This is a genomic window from Dyadobacter sp. HNCC25DJ183, from assembly GCF_056895175.1.
Map to the genome: position 1 here is coordinate 190,010 of NZ_JBXHAP010000010.1, position 20,912 is coordinate 210,921.

At 48.5% G+C, this 20,912-nt stretch carries 15 protein-coding genes; 3 read left to right on the forward strand and 12 right to left on the reverse strand.

The annotated features are described in order from the left end of the window. Positions 1–98: 98 nt before the first annotated feature. Positions 99–1,529, forward strand: a complete 1,431-nt coding sequence (locus tag AC1XTG_RS23950; RefSeq protein ID WP_484843720.1) for a TolC family protein — start codon at positions 99–101, stop codon at positions 1,527–1,529. 285 nt (positions 1,530–1,814) lie between these two features. Beyond that, on the forward strand, positions 1,815–6,173 hold the full coding sequence (locus tag AC1XTG_RS23955; RefSeq protein WP_484843721.1) for an efflux RND transporter permease subunit: 4,359 nt from the start codon (positions 1,815–1,817) through the stop codon (positions 6,171–6,173). Positions 6,174–6,251: 78 nt separating this feature from the next. Here AC1XTG_RS23955 and AC1XTG_RS23960 read toward each other — a convergent pair whose 3' ends face one another. After that, positions 6,252–6,827, reverse strand: a complete 576-nt coding sequence (locus AC1XTG_RS23960; protein WP_056291494.1) for a DUF4136 domain-containing protein — start codon at positions 6,825–6,827, stop codon at positions 6,252–6,254. A gap of 208 nt (positions 6,828–7,035) precedes the next feature. Continuing rightward, entirely contained in the window at positions 7,036–8,403 is a 1,368-nt protein-coding gene (locus AC1XTG_RS23965; protein ID WP_484843722.1) for a Gfo/Idh/MocA family protein, read from the reverse strand. Positions 8,404–8,537: 134 nt separating this feature from the next. On the opposite strand from AC1XTG_RS23965, the gene AC1XTG_RS23970 reads away from it, so the two are divergent. Then, complete coding sequence (locus AC1XTG_RS23970; RefSeq protein WP_484843723.1) at positions 8,538–8,987, forward strand: DUF6934 family protein; 450 nt, start codon at positions 8,538–8,540, stop codon at positions 8,985–8,987. 146 nt (positions 8,988–9,133) lie between these two features. Here AC1XTG_RS23970 and AC1XTG_RS23975 read toward each other — a convergent pair whose 3' ends face one another. The 10 genes from AC1XTG_RS23975 to AC1XTG_RS24020 form a co-directional block, all read right to left on the reverse strand. Then, a complete protein-coding gene (locus tag AC1XTG_RS23975; RefSeq protein ID WP_056291499.1) occupies positions 9,134–10,075 on the reverse strand; it encodes a sugar ABC transporter substrate-binding protein in 942 nt (313 codons plus the stop codon). An 87-nt stretch (positions 10,076–10,162) separates the two neighbouring features. Continuing rightward, positions 10,163–11,110 carry an ABC transporter permease gene (locus AC1XTG_RS23980; RefSeq protein WP_056291501.1) on the reverse strand — a complete coding sequence of 316 codons (948 nt, stop codon included), beginning with the start codon at positions 11,108–11,110 and terminating at the stop codon, positions 10,163–10,165. Positions 11,111–11,240: 130 nt separating this feature from the next. Then, the gene (locus tag AC1XTG_RS23985; RefSeq protein WP_484843724.1) at positions 11,241–12,743 is read right to left on the reverse strand and encodes a sugar ABC transporter ATP-binding protein; all 1,503 of its coding nucleotides are present in this window, start codon (positions 12,741–12,743) and stop codon (positions 11,241–11,243) included. A gap of 84 nt (positions 12,744–12,827) precedes the next feature. Then, positions 12,828–13,985 (reverse strand): Gfo/Idh/MocA family protein, encoded by a 1,158-nt coding sequence (locus AC1XTG_RS23990; RefSeq protein ID WP_056291504.1) that lies wholly within the window; start codon positions 13,983–13,985, stop codon positions 12,828–12,830. Between the two features lie 93 nt (positions 13,986–14,078). Then, positions 14,079–15,119: a sugar phosphate isomerase/epimerase family protein gene (locus AC1XTG_RS23995; RefSeq protein WP_056291506.1), complete on the reverse strand. Its 1,041-nt coding sequence runs from the start codon at positions 15,117–15,119 to the stop codon at positions 14,079–14,081. 137 nt (positions 15,120–15,256) lie between these two features. Beyond that, positions 15,257–16,471, reverse strand: coding sequence for a class I mannose-6-phosphate isomerase (locus AC1XTG_RS24000; protein WP_056291508.1), 1,215 nt, complete (start codon positions 16,469–16,471; stop codon positions 15,257–15,259). A gap of 245 nt (positions 16,472–16,716) precedes the next feature. Then, complete coding sequence (locus AC1XTG_RS24005) at positions 16,717–17,799, reverse strand: aldose 1-epimerase family protein (protein WP_056291510.1); 1,083 nt, start codon at positions 17,797–17,799, stop codon at positions 16,717–16,719. Between the two features lie 124 nt (positions 17,800–17,923). Beyond that, the gene (locus AC1XTG_RS24010) at positions 17,924–18,733 is read right to left on the reverse strand and encodes an alpha/beta fold hydrolase (protein ID WP_056291512.1); all 810 of its coding nucleotides are present in this window, start codon (positions 18,731–18,733) and stop codon (positions 17,924–17,926) included. Positions 18,734–18,876: 143 nt separating this feature from the next. After that, positions 18,877–19,704 (reverse strand): sugar phosphate isomerase/epimerase family protein, encoded by an 828-nt coding sequence (locus AC1XTG_RS24015; RefSeq protein WP_056291515.1) that lies wholly within the window; start codon positions 19,702–19,704, stop codon positions 18,877–18,879. A gap of 31 nt (positions 19,705–19,735) precedes the next feature. Then, on the reverse strand, positions 19,736–20,779 hold the full coding sequence (locus AC1XTG_RS24020) for a ThuA domain-containing protein (RefSeq protein ID WP_484843725.1): 1,044 nt from the start codon (positions 20,777–20,779) through the stop codon (positions 19,736–19,738). Positions 20,780–20,912: the final 133 nt, after the last annotated feature.

Genomic DNA, 20,912 nt, shown 5'->3' on the forward strand with positions numbered 1-20,912 from the left:
TTATCCCACAGATGCTTGTAACAGGGTTTTTCCCAAATGTTTCCAGAATTGGCCAATAGTTTTGACCAAAAATCATTAACCGGAAAGCAAGCACTCCTATGTACCGACACCGATTTAAAACAATTCCTGGCAAAGAGAAAGGCCGGCAGACTCCCGGGATCGCATTCTGCCTCACGTTACTGCTGGCTCTTTTTTGCATTGATACCCACGCGCAGCAAGTACGGTTGCAGGACCTTTTGGAAGAAAGTAAACAAAACTTCCCTTTTCTGCGATCCAAACAGGCCGAGATACGCAGTGCCGAAAACCGCATTAAGTCTGTCAAAACGGGCTATTTACCCGCATTGATCGTTCAGCATCAATACACTTTTGCGACTGATAACAGCGTCGCCGGTGCATTTTTACCAAACGAAGGAAGCGCTATTTCACCTTCTGGAGGTATCAGGCCCGAGAATATTTACACCGGCACATTCGGCAGTTTCACGACTGCGCTGGTCGACTGGCGGGTTTTTAATTTTGGTAAAATAAAAGCGGAAGTCAATGCAGCCAAAGCCGACCTCAGCCGGACGCAGGCTGACTATGAAAATGAGCTTTTCCAGCATCAGGTGCGGGTGATCGACTCCTATCTGGTTCTTTTAATTAATCAAAAATTAGTAGAAGCCCAGCGGCAGAATCTGCAACGGGCCACTGTTTTTAAGAATGTGACCGACGCGGCTGTAATTGCCGGAATGCGGCCGGGCGTGGATAGCTCGCTGGCCGCGGCCGAGTTTGCGAAAGCGCGGTTGCTTTTGCTGGAAAGTCAGCGTTCTGAAAAGTCACAACGGCTTCGGCTTTCGGAGCTGACAGGCGAACTGCGCGACAGTATCCAGGTGGATAGTATGGGATTTTATTCGAAGCTGCCCTTCACCGAGGGAGCGGAAACTGCATTTCTCAACAACCCTGCACTGCGATTTTCGCAAGCGCAGCTTGGCGCCTCGGTAGCGCGAAGTCTGGCGGTTAAAAGATCGTTTTTACCTTCTGTTTCACTCACAGGCGCCGGCTGGGCGCGGGGATCAGGTATTTCCAATCAGGACGATTCCTATCACACCAGCTTTGCAAGCGGAACCAACTACCAGGTTTACAACTATTTATTCGGCATTTCCACACGCTGGAACCTGACCAATATCCTGAAAGTCAGAAACGATTATAAAACCGAGCAATTTCAGGTGGAGCGGTTCAAGGAAATTTACCAGACCCAAAAATTGCAGCTCGACCGCCAGTCACGCGAAGCTGAAATCCAACTGCAACTTTCCATGGAGCAAGCCCGCCTCACACCAGTCCAGCTGAATGCCGCCCAACGCGCATTCAACCAGGCCGAAGCCAGGTACCAAAGCGGCCTGACGGACCTTTTCACATTAGCCCAAAGCGTCAACGCACTAAACCGCGCCGAGGTCGACAAGTTTGTAACAAATGGAAATGTATGGCGCTCGCTGCTAATGAAAGCAGCCGCAGCGGGGGATTTGGGATTGTTTTTGAAGCAAATAGACAAGTAGCAATGGGGTTTTGTCACCCGCTTTGTCGCCCTGAGCGGACCGCCGGGCGGTAGAAGGGCTGGCACAACGCTACTATCCGGCAATAATGCCTTTGTCACCCTGAGCGCAGTCGAAGGGAATATGTGAGACGCATTGTGCAGAGCCCTTCGACTGCGCTCAGGGTGACAAGGGTAAGTTATCATGAAAACACATTGTACCAAGTGCTTTGACCGCCCGGCGGCCCGGTGCGCTCAGGGTGACAAAACATATAACTAAAAACATTAACATATTTCACGAGCTACCACTATGTATCAACTCATTCGAACCGCCCTGCGACAGCCTATATCCATTGTGGTGATTGTCATCGGCATTCTGTTTTTTTCTGTACTGTCGATCCGCAGCATTCCGGTGGATATTTTCCCAAATCTGGATTTACCGACCATTTATGTGGTGCAGCCTTATGGCGGGATGGCGCCGGATCAGATGGACGGATTTATTGCCACGCGTTACCAGGATCACTTCCTCTACGTTTCGGGAATCCGGGATGTGGATGTGAAAACGATCCAGGGACTTTCGCTGATCAAACTCTCTTTTTATCCCGGAACAGATATGGCGCAGGCGGCGGCTGAGGTCGCGAATAATGTGTCGCGGGCCAAAGCGTATATGCCCGAAGGTACGGTACCGCCGCAGGTTGTGCGTTTTGACGCGAGCTCTGTGCCGATCGGGCAAATGGTATTTGAAAGTGCCTCGCGTTCATTGAATGAAATTCAGGATTTCGCCTCGTCGAGGGTGCGGCCGATGTTCAGCCGGATCGAAGGTGTTTCGAGTCCGCCGCCATTTGGAGGTAACCAGCGCACGATCGTAATCCGCGTAGATCCCGAGCGGATCCGGAGCTACCATATGACGCCGGAAGAAATCATCAAATCCATTATTACCAACAACCAGCCTTCGCCGGCCGGTAACATCCGCATGGGCGACCGGACTTTGATGACGCCCGTCAATTCCCTGATCAAAAAACCCGAAGATTTCCTCAATATCCCGATCCGCGTTGGCGCGGGGCCAACGGTGTTTATCCGCGATGTAGGTACCGTGGAAGATGGTGCTGACGTGACGGTGAGTTATGCATTAATTAACGGTCGCCGCGCGGTTTATATTCCGGTTGTAAAAAAATCGGATGCTTCTACATTGGATGTAGTGAACAATATCCGCGCTGCATTGCCCCAGCTGCGCAATGCGGTTCCGGAAGATGTGAAGATATCTTATGAGTTTGACCAGTCTGTATATGTGACCAACTCGCTGAAAAGTCTGATCACGGAAGGTATCCTCGGTGCATTGCTCACCGGGTTAATGGTACTGCTTTTCCTCCGCGACTGGCGCAGTGTGATCATCGTAATTGTGACGATCCCGATCTCTATTTTGTCCGCAGTGATCTTGATGAACCTGTTTGGACAAACGATCAACATCATGACTTTGAGCGGGCTTGCATTGGCGATTGGTGTATTGGTCGATCAGGCTACGGTTACCATTGAAAATATCCACCAGCACCAGGAAATGGGCAAACCAAAGGAACAGGCGATCTGGGATGCCTGTAAGGAAATTGCATTCCCTGAGTTTCTGATCCTGCTGGCTATTCTGGCTGTATTTGCACCTTCATTTGTCATGAGCGGCATTCCGAGATCGATGTTTTTACCCCTTTCGCTGGCGGTAGGATTTGCGATGATCGCTTCGTTTTTGCTATCCCAAACATTGGTACCGGTACTAGCCAACTGGCTTTTGAAAGATCACCCGCACCACGAGGCGCCTACGCTGGCGCTGGATAGCCAGGAAGTTTCAGATGTGATTGAAGAAGGTGCGCACCCTTCACTGCCGGCTACGGGTTTTGAGAAATTTAAACTGAAATACCTGGGCCTTTTGTCGGGTATCATGAACCGCGGCAAGCTCGTTGTGCCGGTCTATCTGGTAGGAACCGTATTGCTGATCGTCGGCGGATTTTTGCTGATCGGTACTGATATTTTACCCAAAGCCAATAGTCACCAGTTCCAAATGCGCCTGCGCGTGCCCGACGGAACGCGGGTGGAACGTACGGAACAGGCTACATTGAAGGTACTCAATCTGATCAAATCGGAAGTGGGTAAAGAACACGTTGAGATATCCTCGGCTTACGTCGGTACGGTGCCTTCCAGTTACGGTACTTCTAACATTTTCGTGTTCAACAGCGGGCCGCACGAGGCAGTACTGCAGGTTTCGCTTCATGAGGATTTTCCGGTGCGAATGGATGCATTAAAGGAAAAGCTGCGTGAAAGAATTGGGAAAGAAATCCCGAACCTGACTATTTCCTTCGAACCTATTGAGCTGGTTGACAAGATCATGAGTCAGGGTGCCTCCACGCCGATCGAGGTAAGCGTGGCTGCCAAAGACGTGGAAGAAGCAGGAAGATTTGCCAAAAAGATCCGGAAAGAAATGCAGCAGATCGCATTCCTCCGCGATGTTCAGATCGCCCAGCCGCTTCAATATCCGGTTCTGGATGTAAAAATTGACAGGGAACGCGCGGGTCAGCTGGGTATTACCTCCACGCAGGTAGCGAGATCTATGGTCGCTGCTACATCTTCCAGCCGTTTCACGGATAAAAACCTTTGGCTTGATGATTCAAAAGGATTGGCGTACCAGGTACAGGTGCAGATCCCGGAATATCAGATGACCTCAGTTGAAGATATTGGAACAATACCTTTGAAAACCGGTGTAAGTAACCCGCTGCTGGCCGACGTAGCTACATTTTCTGAAAAGACGGCGCCCGGCGAATACGACCGCGCAGGCCCGAACAGGTTAGTAACCGTGACTGCAAACATTCACCAAAAAGACCTCGGTGCAGCTTCTGCGGCTGTGCAGCAGGCGATCAAGAATGCAGGCGAGCCGCCGCGTGGTGTTCTGGTTGAATTGAAAGGCCAGTCTGACCTACTTACAGAAACGCTTACCAGCCTGCAAACCGGTCTGCTGATCGCGGTGGTAATCATGTTCCTGCTGCTTGCGGCGACTTACCAGTCTTTCAAACTTTCGCTGGTGGTTTTATCCACCATTCCTGCGGTGGTAGTAGGATCGATCGGGCTGCTATTGCTTACCGGCGCGACGCTGAACCTGCAATCTTATATGGGACTGATCATGTCGGTTGGGGTGTCCGTTGCGAATGCGATTCTGATGGTGACCAATGCGGAGAACCTGCGACTGAAATTGCAGGATGCCCGCCAGGCAGTTGTACTCGCAGCCGGCTCCCGGATCCGCCCGATTCTCATGACGAGTATCGCGATGATCGCGGGTATGGTGCCGATGGCGTCGGGTATGGGTGAAGGCGGCGACCAGATCGCGCCGCTAGGACAGGCGGTGATCGGAGGTTTGATCGCCTCCACGCTGGCTTCCCTGTTAATCCTGCCGGCCGTTTTCACGATGGTGCAGCGCAAGGCTTCCGTTCTTTCCGTGTCCCTTGATCCGGAAGATCCTGAGAGTAATTTTTTCCGTAAAAAACTTCAAACATCCATTTCCATGAATACCCTGAAATCCCTTCTTATCATTCTGACGGTTACGATTGGAATGAGTGCGTGCAGTTCCGAGGCAGAAACGAGTAAAAAACACGAGCAAAAAGCGGAACAACCTGCTGCTGTGGAACTTGCGGAGGTACAGAGTTTGAAACCGGCCAAGCAAATTGCATTGCCAGGCGAACTGAAACCCTGGAACAAAGTGAGCATTTACCCGAAAGTGAAGGGTTTTGTGAAAACAGTGAATGCAGACCGGGGAACAATGGTGCGGAAAGGTCAGGTACTGGCGGTACTCGAAGCGCCTGAGATATTGGCAGAGCTCAGCCAGGCCAAAGCGCAGGTGATCGCAGCCGAAGCGAATTTGCACGAGGCAACTACCAAATTTCAAACCAGCGCATTGACTTACAGCCGGTTATTAAGAACCAACAAAACAGAAGGCGCAGTTTCACTCAATGAACTCGATCTGGCAAAAGCTAGGGTATTGACCGACAGCTCGGCGACTGCTGTAGCAAAAGGGAATGTACAGGCGGCGAAATCGTTTATGGAAACGAAAGCAGAATTGGCCAGGTACCTGACTGTGACAGCCCCATTCGACGGGATTGTGACCGAGCGGAATGTTAGTCCGGGCGCATTGGTAGGGCCGGGTGAAAGTGCGGCAAAGCCGCTATTTATGCTCGAAGACAACACCAAACTGCGACTTACACTGGCTATTCCGGAAAATCTGTCGAGCGCAGTTCCTTCAAAAGGCGAGGTGAAATTTACCGTTTCGGCCAGTCCGGAGAAAAAGTATACAGCAGTTTATGCCCGTAGCTCGCGGACTTTATCGGAGGAAAACCGCTCAATGATCACGGAATTTGACTTTAACAATAAATCAAATGAGCTAAAAGCCGGCATGTACGCGCAGGTTTTGCTGAATACAGAACGCACTTCCAATACGCTGTTTGTCCCGGTAACGTCCGTCGTAAATTCGAGCGAACAGGTTTTTGTAATTCGTGATAAAAACAAAAAAGCGGAATGGGTACCTGTGAAAAGAGGAGTGGTAGTCGATACGCTGGTAGAGGTTTTTGGCGACCTGCATGCGGGTGATCAGATTGTGAAGAAAGCTTCGGAAGAGTATCGGAATGGGGAGAGTTTGTAGGGTGACAAACAAAAGGTTAGGGTCATCAGAGAAAAAGCCGCTTCCGCGGCTTTTTCTCTGATATTAAAACTTGAAACCTTACTTCCTGCTATACGTATCCTGCGTGGCTTGCGGGAAGGTTCTCAGGATATCGGACATGGTGTTTTTAACCATGCTTTCGCGATCTTCTTTTTTGGTTGGTGCTTTTACCTTACCGGAAGCCCAGCCTTGCCAGATCATTCTGTCGCTGTTTTTCTGATAAATATTAAGGATAAAGCGGCTTTCCTGGTAATTGTAGGTTGAGATGTTATTTCCACCGCCGTACCACCACATATATGGCGAGTACATGTTGTTGGAACGTACCTGCTGACGGTCTTTTACGTCTGTCATAAATCTGACAATCAGTTCAGGGCTCTGCTGGTCGTACTTATAACCCTTGGACTCCATTACCTCTTTCACTGCATCACCCAGTCGTCTTCTGTTCAACTCACTCCCTAGCAGAGGGTCATTCTCAATGTTATGTTCTGCCTCTACTTTGAAGGTTTTGAATTGCTTTAAATTAACTGATGAATCGTAGTCGTAACTGACCTGAAGGGCCTGGCTGCACGCCATAATCAGAACTCCCGCCACAACCGCAACACCTGCGGATTTCATCAACTTCACTATGGTTTTCATCTTCAATTGAACGTTTGGTTTAACTAATATATCTGACAGTTCCCGAGGGTAAAAGGTTTAAAATGATCGGAAAACAATGTATAAACTCATTTTTTTACAAAATGGTATGCGTGCATATAAATTTCATTACAGTAACAAAAAAACGCCCGGATTTAGCCGGGCGCGTTGCACTGGGAAGTATTTGGGGACCACAAACTTTTAATTTAAACTAAACGGTTTTATAGTCAGGATGAACGTAGGGTGAACGGTAGGCGCGGGCGAGTAGGCCGGTAGCTTCTCTGTCTCCCACAATTTCGCGCTTTACAGGATCATAAACAAGAGGCCTGCCGGTTTTCATGGAGAGATTTGCGAGAATACAGCTGGCTGTAGAAATATGTCCTTCTTCAATGTCAGCCACCGGTCTGCTGTTATTATCAATCGCGCTCAGAAAGTCGAGCATGTGAAGCCGCGTGGCAGGCGCTGCATTCAGCTCGATTTTTTCTTCCTTGATATCCTCTGGATATTTCTCTTTTTCATAGACCACATCCTTATGGATTTTCTCGCCTTTGCCTTGCGGAATAAAATCGTACGACATGGTACTTGCCCAGAGCGTGCCTTTTTCACCATACAAAGTAAATGACCACGGATAATCGGGATTGTTGGGAGTACCCCAGGTGCGGTGCTGCCAGACACAGTTCAATTCATCGTATTCAAAAATGGCGGACTGTGTATCCGAGATATTGGACTTACCTTCTTTTTGTACGTAAATGCCGCCGGTTGAACTGATCTTTTTAGGCCAGCCGAGTTTCAGCATCCAGCGCACGGTATCAAACATGTGTACGCACATATCACCGGTAATGCCGTTTCCATACTCCATAAATGTACGCCACCAGCGAACGTGCGGTATTCCATCGTACGGTCTGAGCGGTGCGGGACCAGTCCATTTTTCATAATCAAGAAACGCCGGAACTGCTTCTACGGGCGGATTACCATTGTTGCGCATGTGGTAATAGCAGCACATTTCAACATGAGAAATTTTGCCCAGAAGGCCGGCATCAACAATATTCTTCTTGGCGTCGATTAAATGCGGCGTGCTCTTGCGCTGCGTTCCTACCTGCACTACTTTCTTGTATTTGCGTGCCGCGGCCACCATTGCCTCCCCTTCCATTACATCTACACTGATTGGTTTCTGCACATATACGTGCGCCCCGGCTTTCACTGCGTCGATCATTTGCAATGCATGCCAGTGATCGGGCGTGCCGATGAGGACAATATCCATTTCGTTTTCTGCCAGCATTTTCTGGTAGTCGCCATACAGTTTTGGCACTTTACCCGATTTCTGCCGCTGACTTACCAGCTTACCCGCTTCATTCAACTGGTTTTTATCTACATCACAAAGTGCGAGCACTTCCACGGGCGCAACCTGGATCAACCTGAACAAATCGCTTTTCCCGTACCAGCCTGTTCCGATCAGTCCTACGCGTAAGGTTTTGGCGGGATTGATCAGGTCCATTCCTCTTGCTCCAAAAGTAGAAAGCGCCAGCGCCGCCGTCGCACCATGCAAAAAGCTGCGCCGGTTGATATTGAAAGTGTTCATGCAGAATTTTTATTTGTTCAAATCCAAAACTATGCTCCTAAAAGTACTGGCAGGACTTGATTTTACTTGATCCACATCCGGCTTGTTACCATTTACAGGATCTGACGTCTAATAGAATAGTATCCAAATTTTCTATGAAGTCAGAATCTTACTTGCTAACACACGATGAATCGTGCTGCTATTTTGAATTTTTAAGTGAAGGGAAACAGAAGGAAGATCGAAAGGTTGTGTTGTACTCCTTGATGGATAATTGCAATAAGTATAACTTATGTCTGGGGCATGTTCTTCCTAATGGCGAATTATGTGACTTAACAGTCAGCAACAACGGAGATATGGAGAAGATTATCTCGACTGTTATTAAAACGATATCAGTTTTCCTGAATAAGGATCCGTCTCGATCCATCTATTTTACAGGCAGCACTCCTGTGAGGACCAGGCTATACAGAGCGATAATTAGTCGAGAATTTCGTGAAGCAAGAAAATATTATGAGATTTATGGGGTCGGGCAAATGGATAAAGAATCCTTTAGCCCGAATACTAACTATGTAGGTTTTCTTATAACACTTAAACGCACATTAAAATGAACACCATTGATAAATCTAAACGAAGAATCCCCAGGGAAGTAATTACCTACCCTACGCTTGAAGCCTTTGTTGAGGCAAAGCTGAAAATAGTCCGCGAGCAGCTAAAAAATGTAGATTTTTCACTCCTTGAAAAGACAAAAAATAACCTACTTCAAAAACTCCCCCACATTCTCCTTCGTCACAAGCTGAAAAGGAATTAAAGCCTCCTTTTCAAAAGCTTCCTTTTTTGCTGCTTTTACAGCGGTTTCAATTGCTTTGCTGCCTTGTTCTCTGGCGTTTTGGAAGACGGTCGCGTCTAATGTGCCTTTTTTGACGGCTTGCAATGCGTCAGGGATTGCGTCTACACTTACTACAATAACTTTATTTTTGATGCCGGCTGCTTCCAGTGCCTTTACCGCCCCCATTCCCATTTCATCGTTATGCGCAAAAATCGCGTTGATCTGTGAACCGTAAGATTGAATCCAGTTTTCGGTCAGAGACATTCCCTTGGCGCGGTCCCATTCGCCGGTTTGCTCCGCGAGCAGCTTCAAGCCCGGATTTGCTTTCAGGATTTCTTTTGCTCCATTATCTCTTTTCAGCTGCGCAGCTTGTCCCATAAAACCGTGCATCATCAATATATTCCCTTTTCCACCCAGCTTTTTCGCCAGATATCGCATCGCAATCCGGGCGGATTCAGTATCATCGGAGCCTACGAATGCGGTTGGTTTAGCAGAGGTTTCCGAATTCACATTAATGATCGGGATATTGGCATTCATTGCCAGTTTGACCGCCGGCGAGCTGGCTTCTACCTCACAAGGATTCATTATAATTGCATCAACGCCCTGTGCAATAAAGCTTTCCACCTGCTCTACCTGCTTCAAAGCCGAACGTTCCGCGTCGACGGTGATCAACTCCACGCCGAGCTCCTTGGCCTTCGCCTCCATCTCGTCACTCACATTGACAATAAACTCATTCTGCATACTCAGCATAGTAGCGCCGATGACCAGCTTCTCACCGGAAGATTCGCCCGAACTTCCATCCTGAGATTGATTACACCCTGAAAAAAGAACAGTGGCGATGAGAGCGGCAAAAATTAAGTTGGTTTTCATAGGTACTTCGGCTATCGGCTTTCAAAATAAAATTTACTAAATACATTTTCCCTCCTCCATCCTCCCTTTCCTCCTTTCTCCTTAAAATCAATCCTTCTTCCCGAAACCATCCAGCACCACCGCACCAATGATGATCACGCCCATTACTACCTGCTGGTAATAGGAAGTCACATTCAGCAAATCCAGACTGTTACTGATCACACCGATCAGCAATGCACCGATCAGTGTGCCCGTCATCGTACCGGTTCCTCCCGAGGTACTTGTACCGCCGATAATCGCTGCTGCAATTGCATCGAGTTCAAACCCGGCACCTGCATTTGGCTGACCAGTTGTGATCCGGGCTGTAAGTAAAATCCCGCCCATTGCCGATAGTATCCCGCAGATCGTGTAAACCCACATTTTCACATTCCCGACACGAATTCCGGAAGCACGCGCGGCTGACTCGTTTCCACCCACCGCGTACATATATCTGCCCAAAACAGTCTTGTTCAAAATCACCGTGCAGACGATGAATGCGACGATCAGGATAATGATCGGAAATGGAATACCAAAAACATTTCCCCCGCCAATGAAGTTGAATGTATCCGACAAATTCGAAACCGGTCTTCCTTTACTGATGATCAAAGCCAGGCCGCGGCCGATCGTCATGGTACCCAGCGTAACGATAAATGGCGGCACTTTACTTTTCGTAATTACCAATCCATTGAATGCGCCGAAAAGCAATCCGCTGCCAATTCCGGCTAACAAAGGAACCGCAAGCGGATAAGTATCCGGATGTGCGAAAGTGGCCGCGACTACGCCGGTGACCGCCACCATCGATCCCAAAGACAAATCGATTCCGCCAGTAATAATCACAAACGTCACCCCGAATGCCAGCAGCGCATTGATCGAAACCTGCGTACCGATAATCAGCAAATTGGAAACCGTAAAAAACCGCGGGGTACTGAATGCCAGCACAACGCAGAGAATGAGAAACGCCAGGTAAATGCCGTACTGGCCGACTTTGGTGAAACGAAAATTTTGAGTCGAAAGCATAGGGTAACTTCGGCTTTCGGCAGTCAGCCGTCGGCTTTTTAGTGTTTTTATATGTTAATTTTATACGGATGAATATCAAAAGCTAACGGCTAACAGCCAAAAAAAGCCGAAAGCCGATTGCCGACAGCCCCTAAACAACCGCATTCCTCATTATCAATTCCTGCGTTGCTTCCTGTCTTGACAGCGTTGCAGTTTGTCGGCCTTTTGATAAAACGACGATCCGGTCGCTCATTCCTAAAATCTCCGGCAGTTCAGAGGAAATCATAATGATCGCCATGCCGTTTTCTGCCAGGTTCCTGATGAGTTTGTATATTTCAAATTTGGCCCCAACATCGACTCCCCTGGTTGGCTCGTCTAATATAATCAACTGTGGCGCAGCTAGTAACACTTTACCAATCACCACTTTCTGCTGGTTACCTCCGCTCAGAGTGCTCACTTTCTGATCCATTCCCGAAGTTTTAATCCGCAGGTCGGCGATCATTTGCGCGGTATCGGCTTCTTCGCTTTTTGTGTTAATGAAAATGCCTTTTTGGTGGCGCTTCATGCTTGATAGTGTGACATTATTCTTTACAGACATTCTTGGGATAAACCCCAAACCCTTCCTATCCTCGCTCACATAACCGATGCCATTTTTTAATGCTTTTAATGGAGAATCGATCTGTACGGTTTCACCCGAGATCCTGATCATTCCCTCATCCATTTTGTCCAGACCAAAAATGGCGCGCGCAATTTCAGTTCTCCCCGCGCCCATTAATCCGGCCAACCCAACTATTTCTCCTGCATGTACCTTGAAACTGATATTGGCAAACTTTCCCTTTTTACCCAGATTTTCAACTGCTAGAACTTCCTCTCCGATACTCGCATTTCCCTCCGGAAACATTTGTCCGATCTCCCGCCCTACCATCATCGAAATCAGTGAGTTCTGATTCAATTCTTCCGCGCTTTTTGTCCCGATGTACTTCCCATCCCGCAAAACGGTAATCCTGTCCGAAATGCGGAAAATCTCGTCCATTTTGTGAGATATGTAAATGATACTGACGCCCTCGGATTTCAGGTCACGGATCATTTTGAACAGCATTTCTACCTCCTTATCTGAAATGGCAGAAGTAGGCTCGTCCATGATGATCACCTTCGCCTCATTCGAAATCGCTTTCGCAATCTCCACCATCTGCATCTGCGCAACGCTCAGGTGTTTCATTTTGATGTCGGGAGAAATGTCGACGCCGAGCTGTTGCAGGATTTGCGCTGATTTTTCATTGATCGCTGAATCATCGAGCCAGCCTGGTATCCAGCCTCTTTTTACGCCAAATGCTTTTTCTCTCCCTAAAAAAATGTTCTGCGCGACTGTAAGCTCCGGTACGATCAGGATCTCCTGGTGGATCATCGAAATGCCCTTTTTGAGCGTATCTCCCACATTGCTGTCGTGCAGGTTTTTACCTTCAAAAACGATCTCACCCGAGTCCGGCGTCAGCAGCCCGATCAGGATTTTCATAAACGTCGACTTACCCGCCCCATTTTCTCCCATCAATGCATGCACTTCTCCTCTCCGCAGATTAAAGCTGATATTATCCAGCGCTTTAATCCCCGAAAATGACTTGGAAAGTTGATTGACAGTAAGAATAAAATCCGGCATAAGTCAATTTAAGAAAGGCTTTAACCCCAACCTGAATACTCAGCAAGTGGTTAAAGCCCTTTTTATTTTTGGTCAAAAATCAGGTTAACCTTCCCATTCTACGCCGGTATCCTTCCATGATCTGGAAGCCGCCGAGTCAAGTACCGCCTCGCACACTTTCTGTGTTTCGTAAGCATCCTTGAAAGTTGGTGAGCAAGGCTCTCCGGTTTGCAGACTCTCGAAGAAATCAGCAGCCTGGTGGATGAACGAATGCTCATAACCAATGCTCGTTCCCGGAATCCACCACCGCTTCATATACGGCTGGTCACTATCAGTAACCAGGATAGATCTCCATCCCCGAACGATTGATTCGTCGCTGTGATCGAAGTATTCCAACCGATTCAGATCATGCAAATCCCAGCGGATAGAAGCGTGCTCTCCATTGATCTCAAATGTATAAAGCGCCTTGTGGCCACGCGCATAACGTGTTGATTCAAAGAGACCTAGTGAGCCGTTATCGAAATGGCAATGGAAAATACAGGCATCGTCGATACCTACTTTCTTCACCTCCCCGCTTCCTGAATGCACGCGCTCTTTGATGAAAGTTTCGGTAACTGCAGATACGTCTTTGATACCGCCATTGATCCACATCGCTGTGTCGATGCAATGCGCCAGCAAATCGCCCGTTACGCCGGAACCTGCTGCGTCTACGTCCAGTCGCCACGTAGCAGCACCGCCTTGGGGTACGTCAGGACTGATCGTCCAGTCTTGCAGGAAGTTGGCGCGGTAATGGAAAATACGTCCCAGCTTGCCTGAATCAACGATTTGTTTAGCCAGAGTAACAGCGGGCACGCGACGGTAGTTGTACCAAACTGTATTTTTCACACCTGCTTTTTCAATGGCTTCCACCATGCTCCTGGCTTCTTCCAATGTGCGCGCAAGTGGTTTTTCACATAGGATCATTTTACCCGCAGCGGCGGCAGCCAATGCGATTTCGGCGTGGGTATCGTTGGGGGTACAGATATCGACCGCGTCAATATCGTCGCGCTCGATGATCCTTCTCCAATCGGTTTCGTAAGAAGCGTAGCCCCATTGCTCAGCAAAAGCTTTCACTTTTTCTTCGTTGCGGGAACAAACAGCCTGCAATACAGGGCGGTATTCAAGTTCAGGGAAGAAATCCCCGATCCTTTTATATCCATTGGAATGCGTGCGTCCCATCAGCCCGCTTCCTATTAATGCTATTCTTATCTCTTTTTTCTCCATCTTTTTTGATCCGTCGGCTAATGCCGACGGTTAGGGATTGGTGATTGATATTTTAACATCCATTTCCGTCGGCTTGAGCCAACGGAAATGGGTTTATGCCTCCTGGTACCAGCCGTGGGCTTTTCTTACGTTGATTAATGCGGCCAGGATATCATTCCATGTTTGCTGGTTAGTCATTACTTCGTTCGGGAACATACAGCCGTCCCAGCAGATGTGGCGGAAGGCTTTGGTCACATTGCCATCTTCATCGCGCATCCAGAAACCTGCATCGCGAACGATGTCGAGCTTACCATTCGGGTCGGTAGCCAGACAGTGGCGACCAGTTTTATCGTGAGAACCTGTTCCGTGTACTGTTCCGTCGTTTTGCGCAACGTGGAAATCGAATGTATATGGACGTAACGCAGCGGTCATTTTCTTCAAACCTTCCTCCTGTGCAACGCGATCTCCCCATTGAAAATCTTCGGGCAGGATACGATCCTCAGGTGCATTATACCCGAGCAGGTACAGGAATGTGTGCGACATATCCGCCTGGAATCCCATATTCGGGCGATCCACAGCTTTCAATGTTTCCATCATGGTTTTCCAGCTGTGCATTCCACCCCAGCAGATCTCGCCTTCGGCAGCCAGCTTTTCACCAAAATCGGCAGCAACATCACACGCGCGGCGCCATGTTTCAGCAATTTGTTTGGTATTTCCGGCAGGATCGGCAGCCCAGGCTTCGGGAGAGCAAGCAGAATCCACGCGGATCACGCCGCCTTTACGAACACCGAGGTCACGCAGTTTTTTGCCAAATTCACAAGCTATGCGTACCTGATTGACAAACTCGTCGCGCGCTTCCTGCGTACCCATTGCGGATCCCGCCCAAACGTTGGCAACAAGGCTACCCACTTCCAGGCCCAATGCATTCAGCTTATCAGCAAGTTGTCTCGGTCCGTCTTCGGTGTTCATATAAATACCCACGTGCGGATCAAACAAACCAATGTCAATTCCATCGAACTTGATACCGTCTACCTCGGCAGCAGCAGTATGTTCGAGCATGGTATCAAAAGAAATAATCGGCTCCGAGTCAGAGCCCTTTCCAACAATCCCAGGCCAGGTGGCATTGTGGAGTTTGGGATAATTATTTTCAGGCATGGTTTAAGAAGTTTGAAAGTTAAATTGTTGATCAGAGTTTATGAGTGAAGAGTTTATGAGTTTAAAGTTTACGAACGCGAGATATTTGAACTAATCAAATCCAAACTCATGAACTCCAAACTCATAAACCTTAAACTCTAGAGCACCAAATCCGGGTTTCCTGGACCGAAATGCTTCAATATCACAATGGGGTCTGTTTTGGATGGGTTGCTGATCACCACTCCTTCAATTGCTGCCTTTTCGGTTACAAAGAATTCGTCGTTCGTCAGCTGTCCGTAGCGGATCAATGCAGGCGTTTCAATATCCCATTCGCCGAATTTTCCATGTCCCTGCATCACGATCATGCCGTAAGCGGCAGCATCTTTAATGGTTACAGTTTGTCCCGGGAGTACCGTCAGTTCCTTGGCGCTGTACGCCTCGTTTTTATAGCAGATCCAATTTTCACTATATCCTTCCTGCTCCATTTCAGCAACATCTTTGACCGGTTTTGGACGCATGAAATGCTTTTCCATCAGATTTGGATTTACATTCAAATCCCAGTCGATCACTTCCATCAGCAGGTCATAATCGCCGATTCTGTCTTTCGGCGTTCCTTTCCAGAGCAATTCTTCCGGAATAACCGCCTCATTCACAAGCGACTGATACATCGCAAAAATATCCGAGGCTTTCTGAGGCTCGTAGGTACACAAGCTGCCCGGTGCGTGCAACATGCCAGGAGGCACATCCCAGCCTGTTCCCGGTTCCAGACGAAACGCCTGGGAGTAGTTGGTAATCTTGTTATCACCCTTGGTGAAGTTCATCAAGCACTCTTTGATTTGCTCCTTCGTCGTACCAGGAGCAATACCAATGAATGTGTATGGAAAATCACCACCGTGGTTATTCAGTTGAGGTGGGAAATAATATGCTTCCGGCTTTCCATTCTGACCCACCATGGCAGCGTGCTCATCGCGGTGGTGAATGTGGTGCGGCAGCGGCCCCATATTGTCAAAAAATTTGGAGTACATAGGCCAGCTTTTGTATTGATCCCAAAGTCTGTCGCCTATAATTTCGCCTTTCAATTCTTCGACCGCATCCCGCAATGTCACTTTTTGAACCCCGGATTCATCTTCAAAGACGATTTGGCTCAAACCTTCATTTTCGCCTGTCAGTGGCCCGTTTTCCGCAGGAGTGGTTGACGAGAGCCAGCGCTCATCAATACCGCCACGCTCACCACCCAATATATAATAATCGTCCGGGTGTAATTTGATCCTGCGGCCGGGAACGCAAAATGAGCGCGGCACCCACGTAGGTGCTAAACGCAATATTCCTTTTCCCTGCTCCAACGCCTTCTCAGCTATACTTGAAAGTCCCATTGTATTATATTAAAAGTTGGTTTAGTTGATACTTGTTATTGTTTTATTGCAAGGCTTAATGCTGTGCTATATTGCTGCTGTACTTTGCTTTTTTTGGCGCTCACATCGACTAGATTGAGGTGCGCCAACCACCTTTTGTCATGCTGAGCGCGGTCGAAGCACCGCACCACGCCTTTGTTTGTAGCGGCCCTTGGACTGCGCTCAGGGTGACATAGGCGGCAGTTGCCTAACATAACAAAGCCTTGTTACGCCGTTGTCACCTTTAAAAGCAACTCCGCAATCGCCTCCTTCTCAGTCAATACGTCCAATTCCAGCTCGTAAAGCTTTGTTTCGTCGGGTTCTACAAAGATCAGCGTCCCGTCTTCTCTTGCTTTTGCTTGTCCGGAAAGTGGGTGCGTGCTGGGTTCCAGGCCGGTTACGTATTCGCCTTTACCCCAATGCTGCCAGTTGGCCAGCCAGGGTAGCTGCTCTTTTTTCCATTTTAAAGACACTGCCAGTCCGAGCTTTTCATTATGCAGGCCGCAAATGCTGTCTCCGAAAATATCGGCTTCCACATCTATCAAAGCCACTTCTTCTCCTGTTCCCAGATGACTTTCCAGCGGTGCGGGGCATTTTTTAAATTCGTTACCTTCTTTAAAGATCTTTGCATTCTCCTCGCCGTGGCGCGGGTGCCATTTTCCATTCCAGAGAATGTCCGTACCCTCGTCAGCCAGTGGCCAGCCGAAATTGAAATGGTACAAAAGCATATGCGGCGCAGGTGTATTGGCCCGGTTTGTCACTTCGTCTTTAATGCGGATCCCGGGTTTTCCCAAGGTGGCCGATATGGTTCTTTTCAGTTCGAAATTGGGACCGAACGGCTTTGTTTCCCGGATCATGCCGGTGATACTCATTTCCAGCTGACCTTTTCTCAAATCAGGCTGTACAATGGAGATAACCTCGGCAGGCGCATTCCCGATCAAACCGTGCAAGCCGCGGTCACCATATTCGTCCGACTCCGGTCCGCCTGCGTGAGAAAGGCCGCAAGTAGTGAGCAAACCGCCACCAAAAGTACGCAGCCAGTCAATCCCTTTATCCGAAAAAGGCTGTGGATAAGTAACGCCCACGTGACTGATCCACGCCAGACTGTGCTCATTATAAAATGCTTCCGCAATATCCATTGCCCTGTCAAGTACCACTTTGAAACGCAGCCCGGTGCCGGTATTCACCCACGCAATCCGGGTACCTCTCCCCGCGCCATTATCAAGCACCGAAGTTTCGATACCCCCTACCTGCACGTGATTGGATACTTTATCTACCCAGCCCTGGTTTATTGAATCGGCACTTTCCATTGTTTTTATTATTGAGTTTTGTAAAGATTAAAAGTCGAAAAACCCTGTTATTTAATCCTTCTCATAAGCTTTTGTCACTTCAATTTACTGTTCTTAATAAACCTTTGTCACCCTGAGCGAGACGCTAGCTCGACGAAGTTTTCAGCCAACCCCTCACCCTGGCATTAAACTCTTCCGTATCCTCGAAATGAAACGCGTGTCCTAGTTTTTCGTACAAAAACAGCTCTGCCCCCGGGATACTATTTGCTACTTCCTCCGCCATCCACACCGGGGTAAAAATGTCTTCCCGTCCACCGATCACGAGGGTTGGTTTATCTATTTTGTGCAAATCGGGCAGTGCGTTGTGGTTCATGCAAGCAGCTGCTTGCCCTTCCAAACCGTGTAAAGGCTGCGGGAATGCACCGTAAGCGTCCTGTTGCCGGCCCTGCGCGAGATCTGCGTGCTTTTCAGCATTGTCCCACGACGATTTTGAGAAAATCAGCAATTGAATGTACAGACTGAATTCCTCCGGCCTGAACCTGGCTTTGGCATTCATGATATGCTGGAACAACCCTTTCGCATAATTGTCGCAACGCGCCCAGGGACACATTAACACGAGCGATTTTACCTTTTGAGGATGCCTGATCGCCAATTGCTGTGCAATGGTACTGCCCATTGAACAGCCGATTACATTCACATTCTCCAACCCAAGCGAGTCCAGCAGACCTGCATAATCGTCGGCCATTTGCTCCGAGGAATAAGGCCCGGCTGGTTTATCAGTCAACCCTACACCCCTATTATCCCCGATAATGCAGCGAAAATGATGCTTCCAATCCGCCACATGCACATTCCAGACCGACCCGGGAGCTGTTATTCCCATGATCAAAAGCAGCGGTTCACCAGAACCCCGCTCTTCGTAGTACATGTTTATTGCGTTGGTTTTAATAGTGGGCATATGTTGGGGATGCTTCGGCTTTCGGCGGTCGGCCGTCGGCTTTTTTATTATAAAATGATTTATCAGGATTAGGTAAAGTAGCTAACAGCTAATTGCTAACAGCTATCAGCTGACTGCCGACAGCCGAAGTCAAACTGCCAAAATCATCTCAACCCCGGAATCAACTTTTCCTGGATCCACTTTCCGTCGTGCAAAGTCACGTAATCCGGATCGTCGAGTGCTTCTGCGCCTTCGTCTTCGCAGATGATCCAGCCTTTGTAATTGATATCTTTCAGCCACTGAGTTACCCCGAGTAAGTCCACGCTTCCATTACCCATTAATGCAAACTCAGGTGCGCCGTCCCAATCTTTGAAATGCACGTGGTTGATCAATGCCTCGTACTCTTTCATTTTAGAAAGCGGGTCCATTCCGCCGTTGATAATGTGGCCAACATCCGGCGTCCAGCCGGTAGCCGATATATCCAGTGATTCGAGTACGATTTTGTAATCCTCTTCCGTGCGGATAATGGATGTGTGGGGGGAATTGGGATGGTAGCTGCACGGAATGCCCTTTTCAGCGGCCCGTCTTGATACTGTATTCACAATATTGACCAGATTGGCCTGGCGCTGAGCAAGGTTATGCCTCCCGCTCGGGATCTGTACTGTGTTCAGGATCGCACCAGGAAAACGTTGCAGTACCCTGATCGCGTGGTCGGCAACCTCCCTTTCCCGCTCCGTTTCTTCGGCTTCGTTCCAGTCGAGTGCCAGTGCCAGTGCAGCCAGCTCGATGTTCTGCTCCCTCAATTTTGCTTCCAGGAGATCCGGATCAACCAGCTCGCCCATCCAGGTGAAAATAGGTTGAATGCCACTGAAACCTGCCTTTGAAATAACCTCAATCATGTGTCCGAGCCGGCCTTCATACGTTTTACCGTTGCCGCTCATAAACCAGGTATATACCTCAGAACCAAAACGAAATGGAAGTTGTACTGACATTATTTTAAATCTGTTTGGTCAAAAACTAAAATCAAGGCGCCTTTTTCTTCACAACCTCACCAGGCATGATCAGCGAGTCAAATCCAGCCAGATCGGCCGGCTTTACATTGGCTTTGTATCCGTTGAAATTGAAGGTAGTGGGCTTGTAAGGGCCAACAAATGCGATATTATTAGTTGGCTTAATGGACTTTTCCATTCCCAATCCCCAAAACATTGCATTCACTGCCATTCTTCGGAAGCCTTCGTTCAGCAGATCTTGGGAAGCGCCGTGGGTAGTTGTAAAAGATTTCCCTTTGCTCCCGCCCTCCACCTGGTATTCTTTGATCCAGGCGACCGGCAACAACTCTTTTGTAGGATCCGGTGCGGAAGTGGCCGTCATTCCATTCAAAACCTGTCCCCGCGCCAGTACAGTACCTTTCGGTTCGGCAGTATACCCGCCGGATTGTACCCACACATCTTTCACACCGGTCATAATCGGGTGCGCGGCTTCTGATTGCTCGATGATCAGCTTCGAAGACTGTTTGTGGTTGGTACCATAGTGCGACACCCAGGTTTCGCCAAGTACCACTTCTCCAAAACCATCTTTCCAGGCAGTTTTGTCACCCTTATAATTCCATGTATAATGCTCCCATTTAGGGTCATTTTTAATTTCAAATGCGTGTGTAGATGTGCGGAAAGCTACAATCGGGCCGCCCCGCCGGATATACTTATCAATATGCTGCATTTCCTTATCTTCAAAATGCGCAAACCGCATGAACATCACCAGCAGATCGGCTTTATCAAGTACTTCCAATCCTTTCAGATTGGAGCTGCCCGGCAGGATATTGCCCTCATCATCCAGGCCCCATATCACTGTGCAGGTAAATCCATAACGTTTTGCCATAATCCGCGCCAGCGCAGGAAGTGACTCCTCACTGCGGTATTCATGATCAGTAGCAATGAAAACGATGTTTTTACCCAATCCCGGCCCTTTATCGCCTTTGTAAACAACTTGATATCCGGAAGCGTCGCCCTGCGCGAATGCGGCAGAACTAAGCAGGAAGAACAAGAAGAGAAATTTCAGGTTGTGGGTCATAGTGACTTGTTTACTTCGGCTTTCGGCCTTTTTGTTTACTGTTTGAGGTCCTTACGACATCAACTTAATAGGTGACTCTGGTCACGATGACGAAGTCCATCGCAAAAAAGCCGACTGCCGAAAACCGACAGCC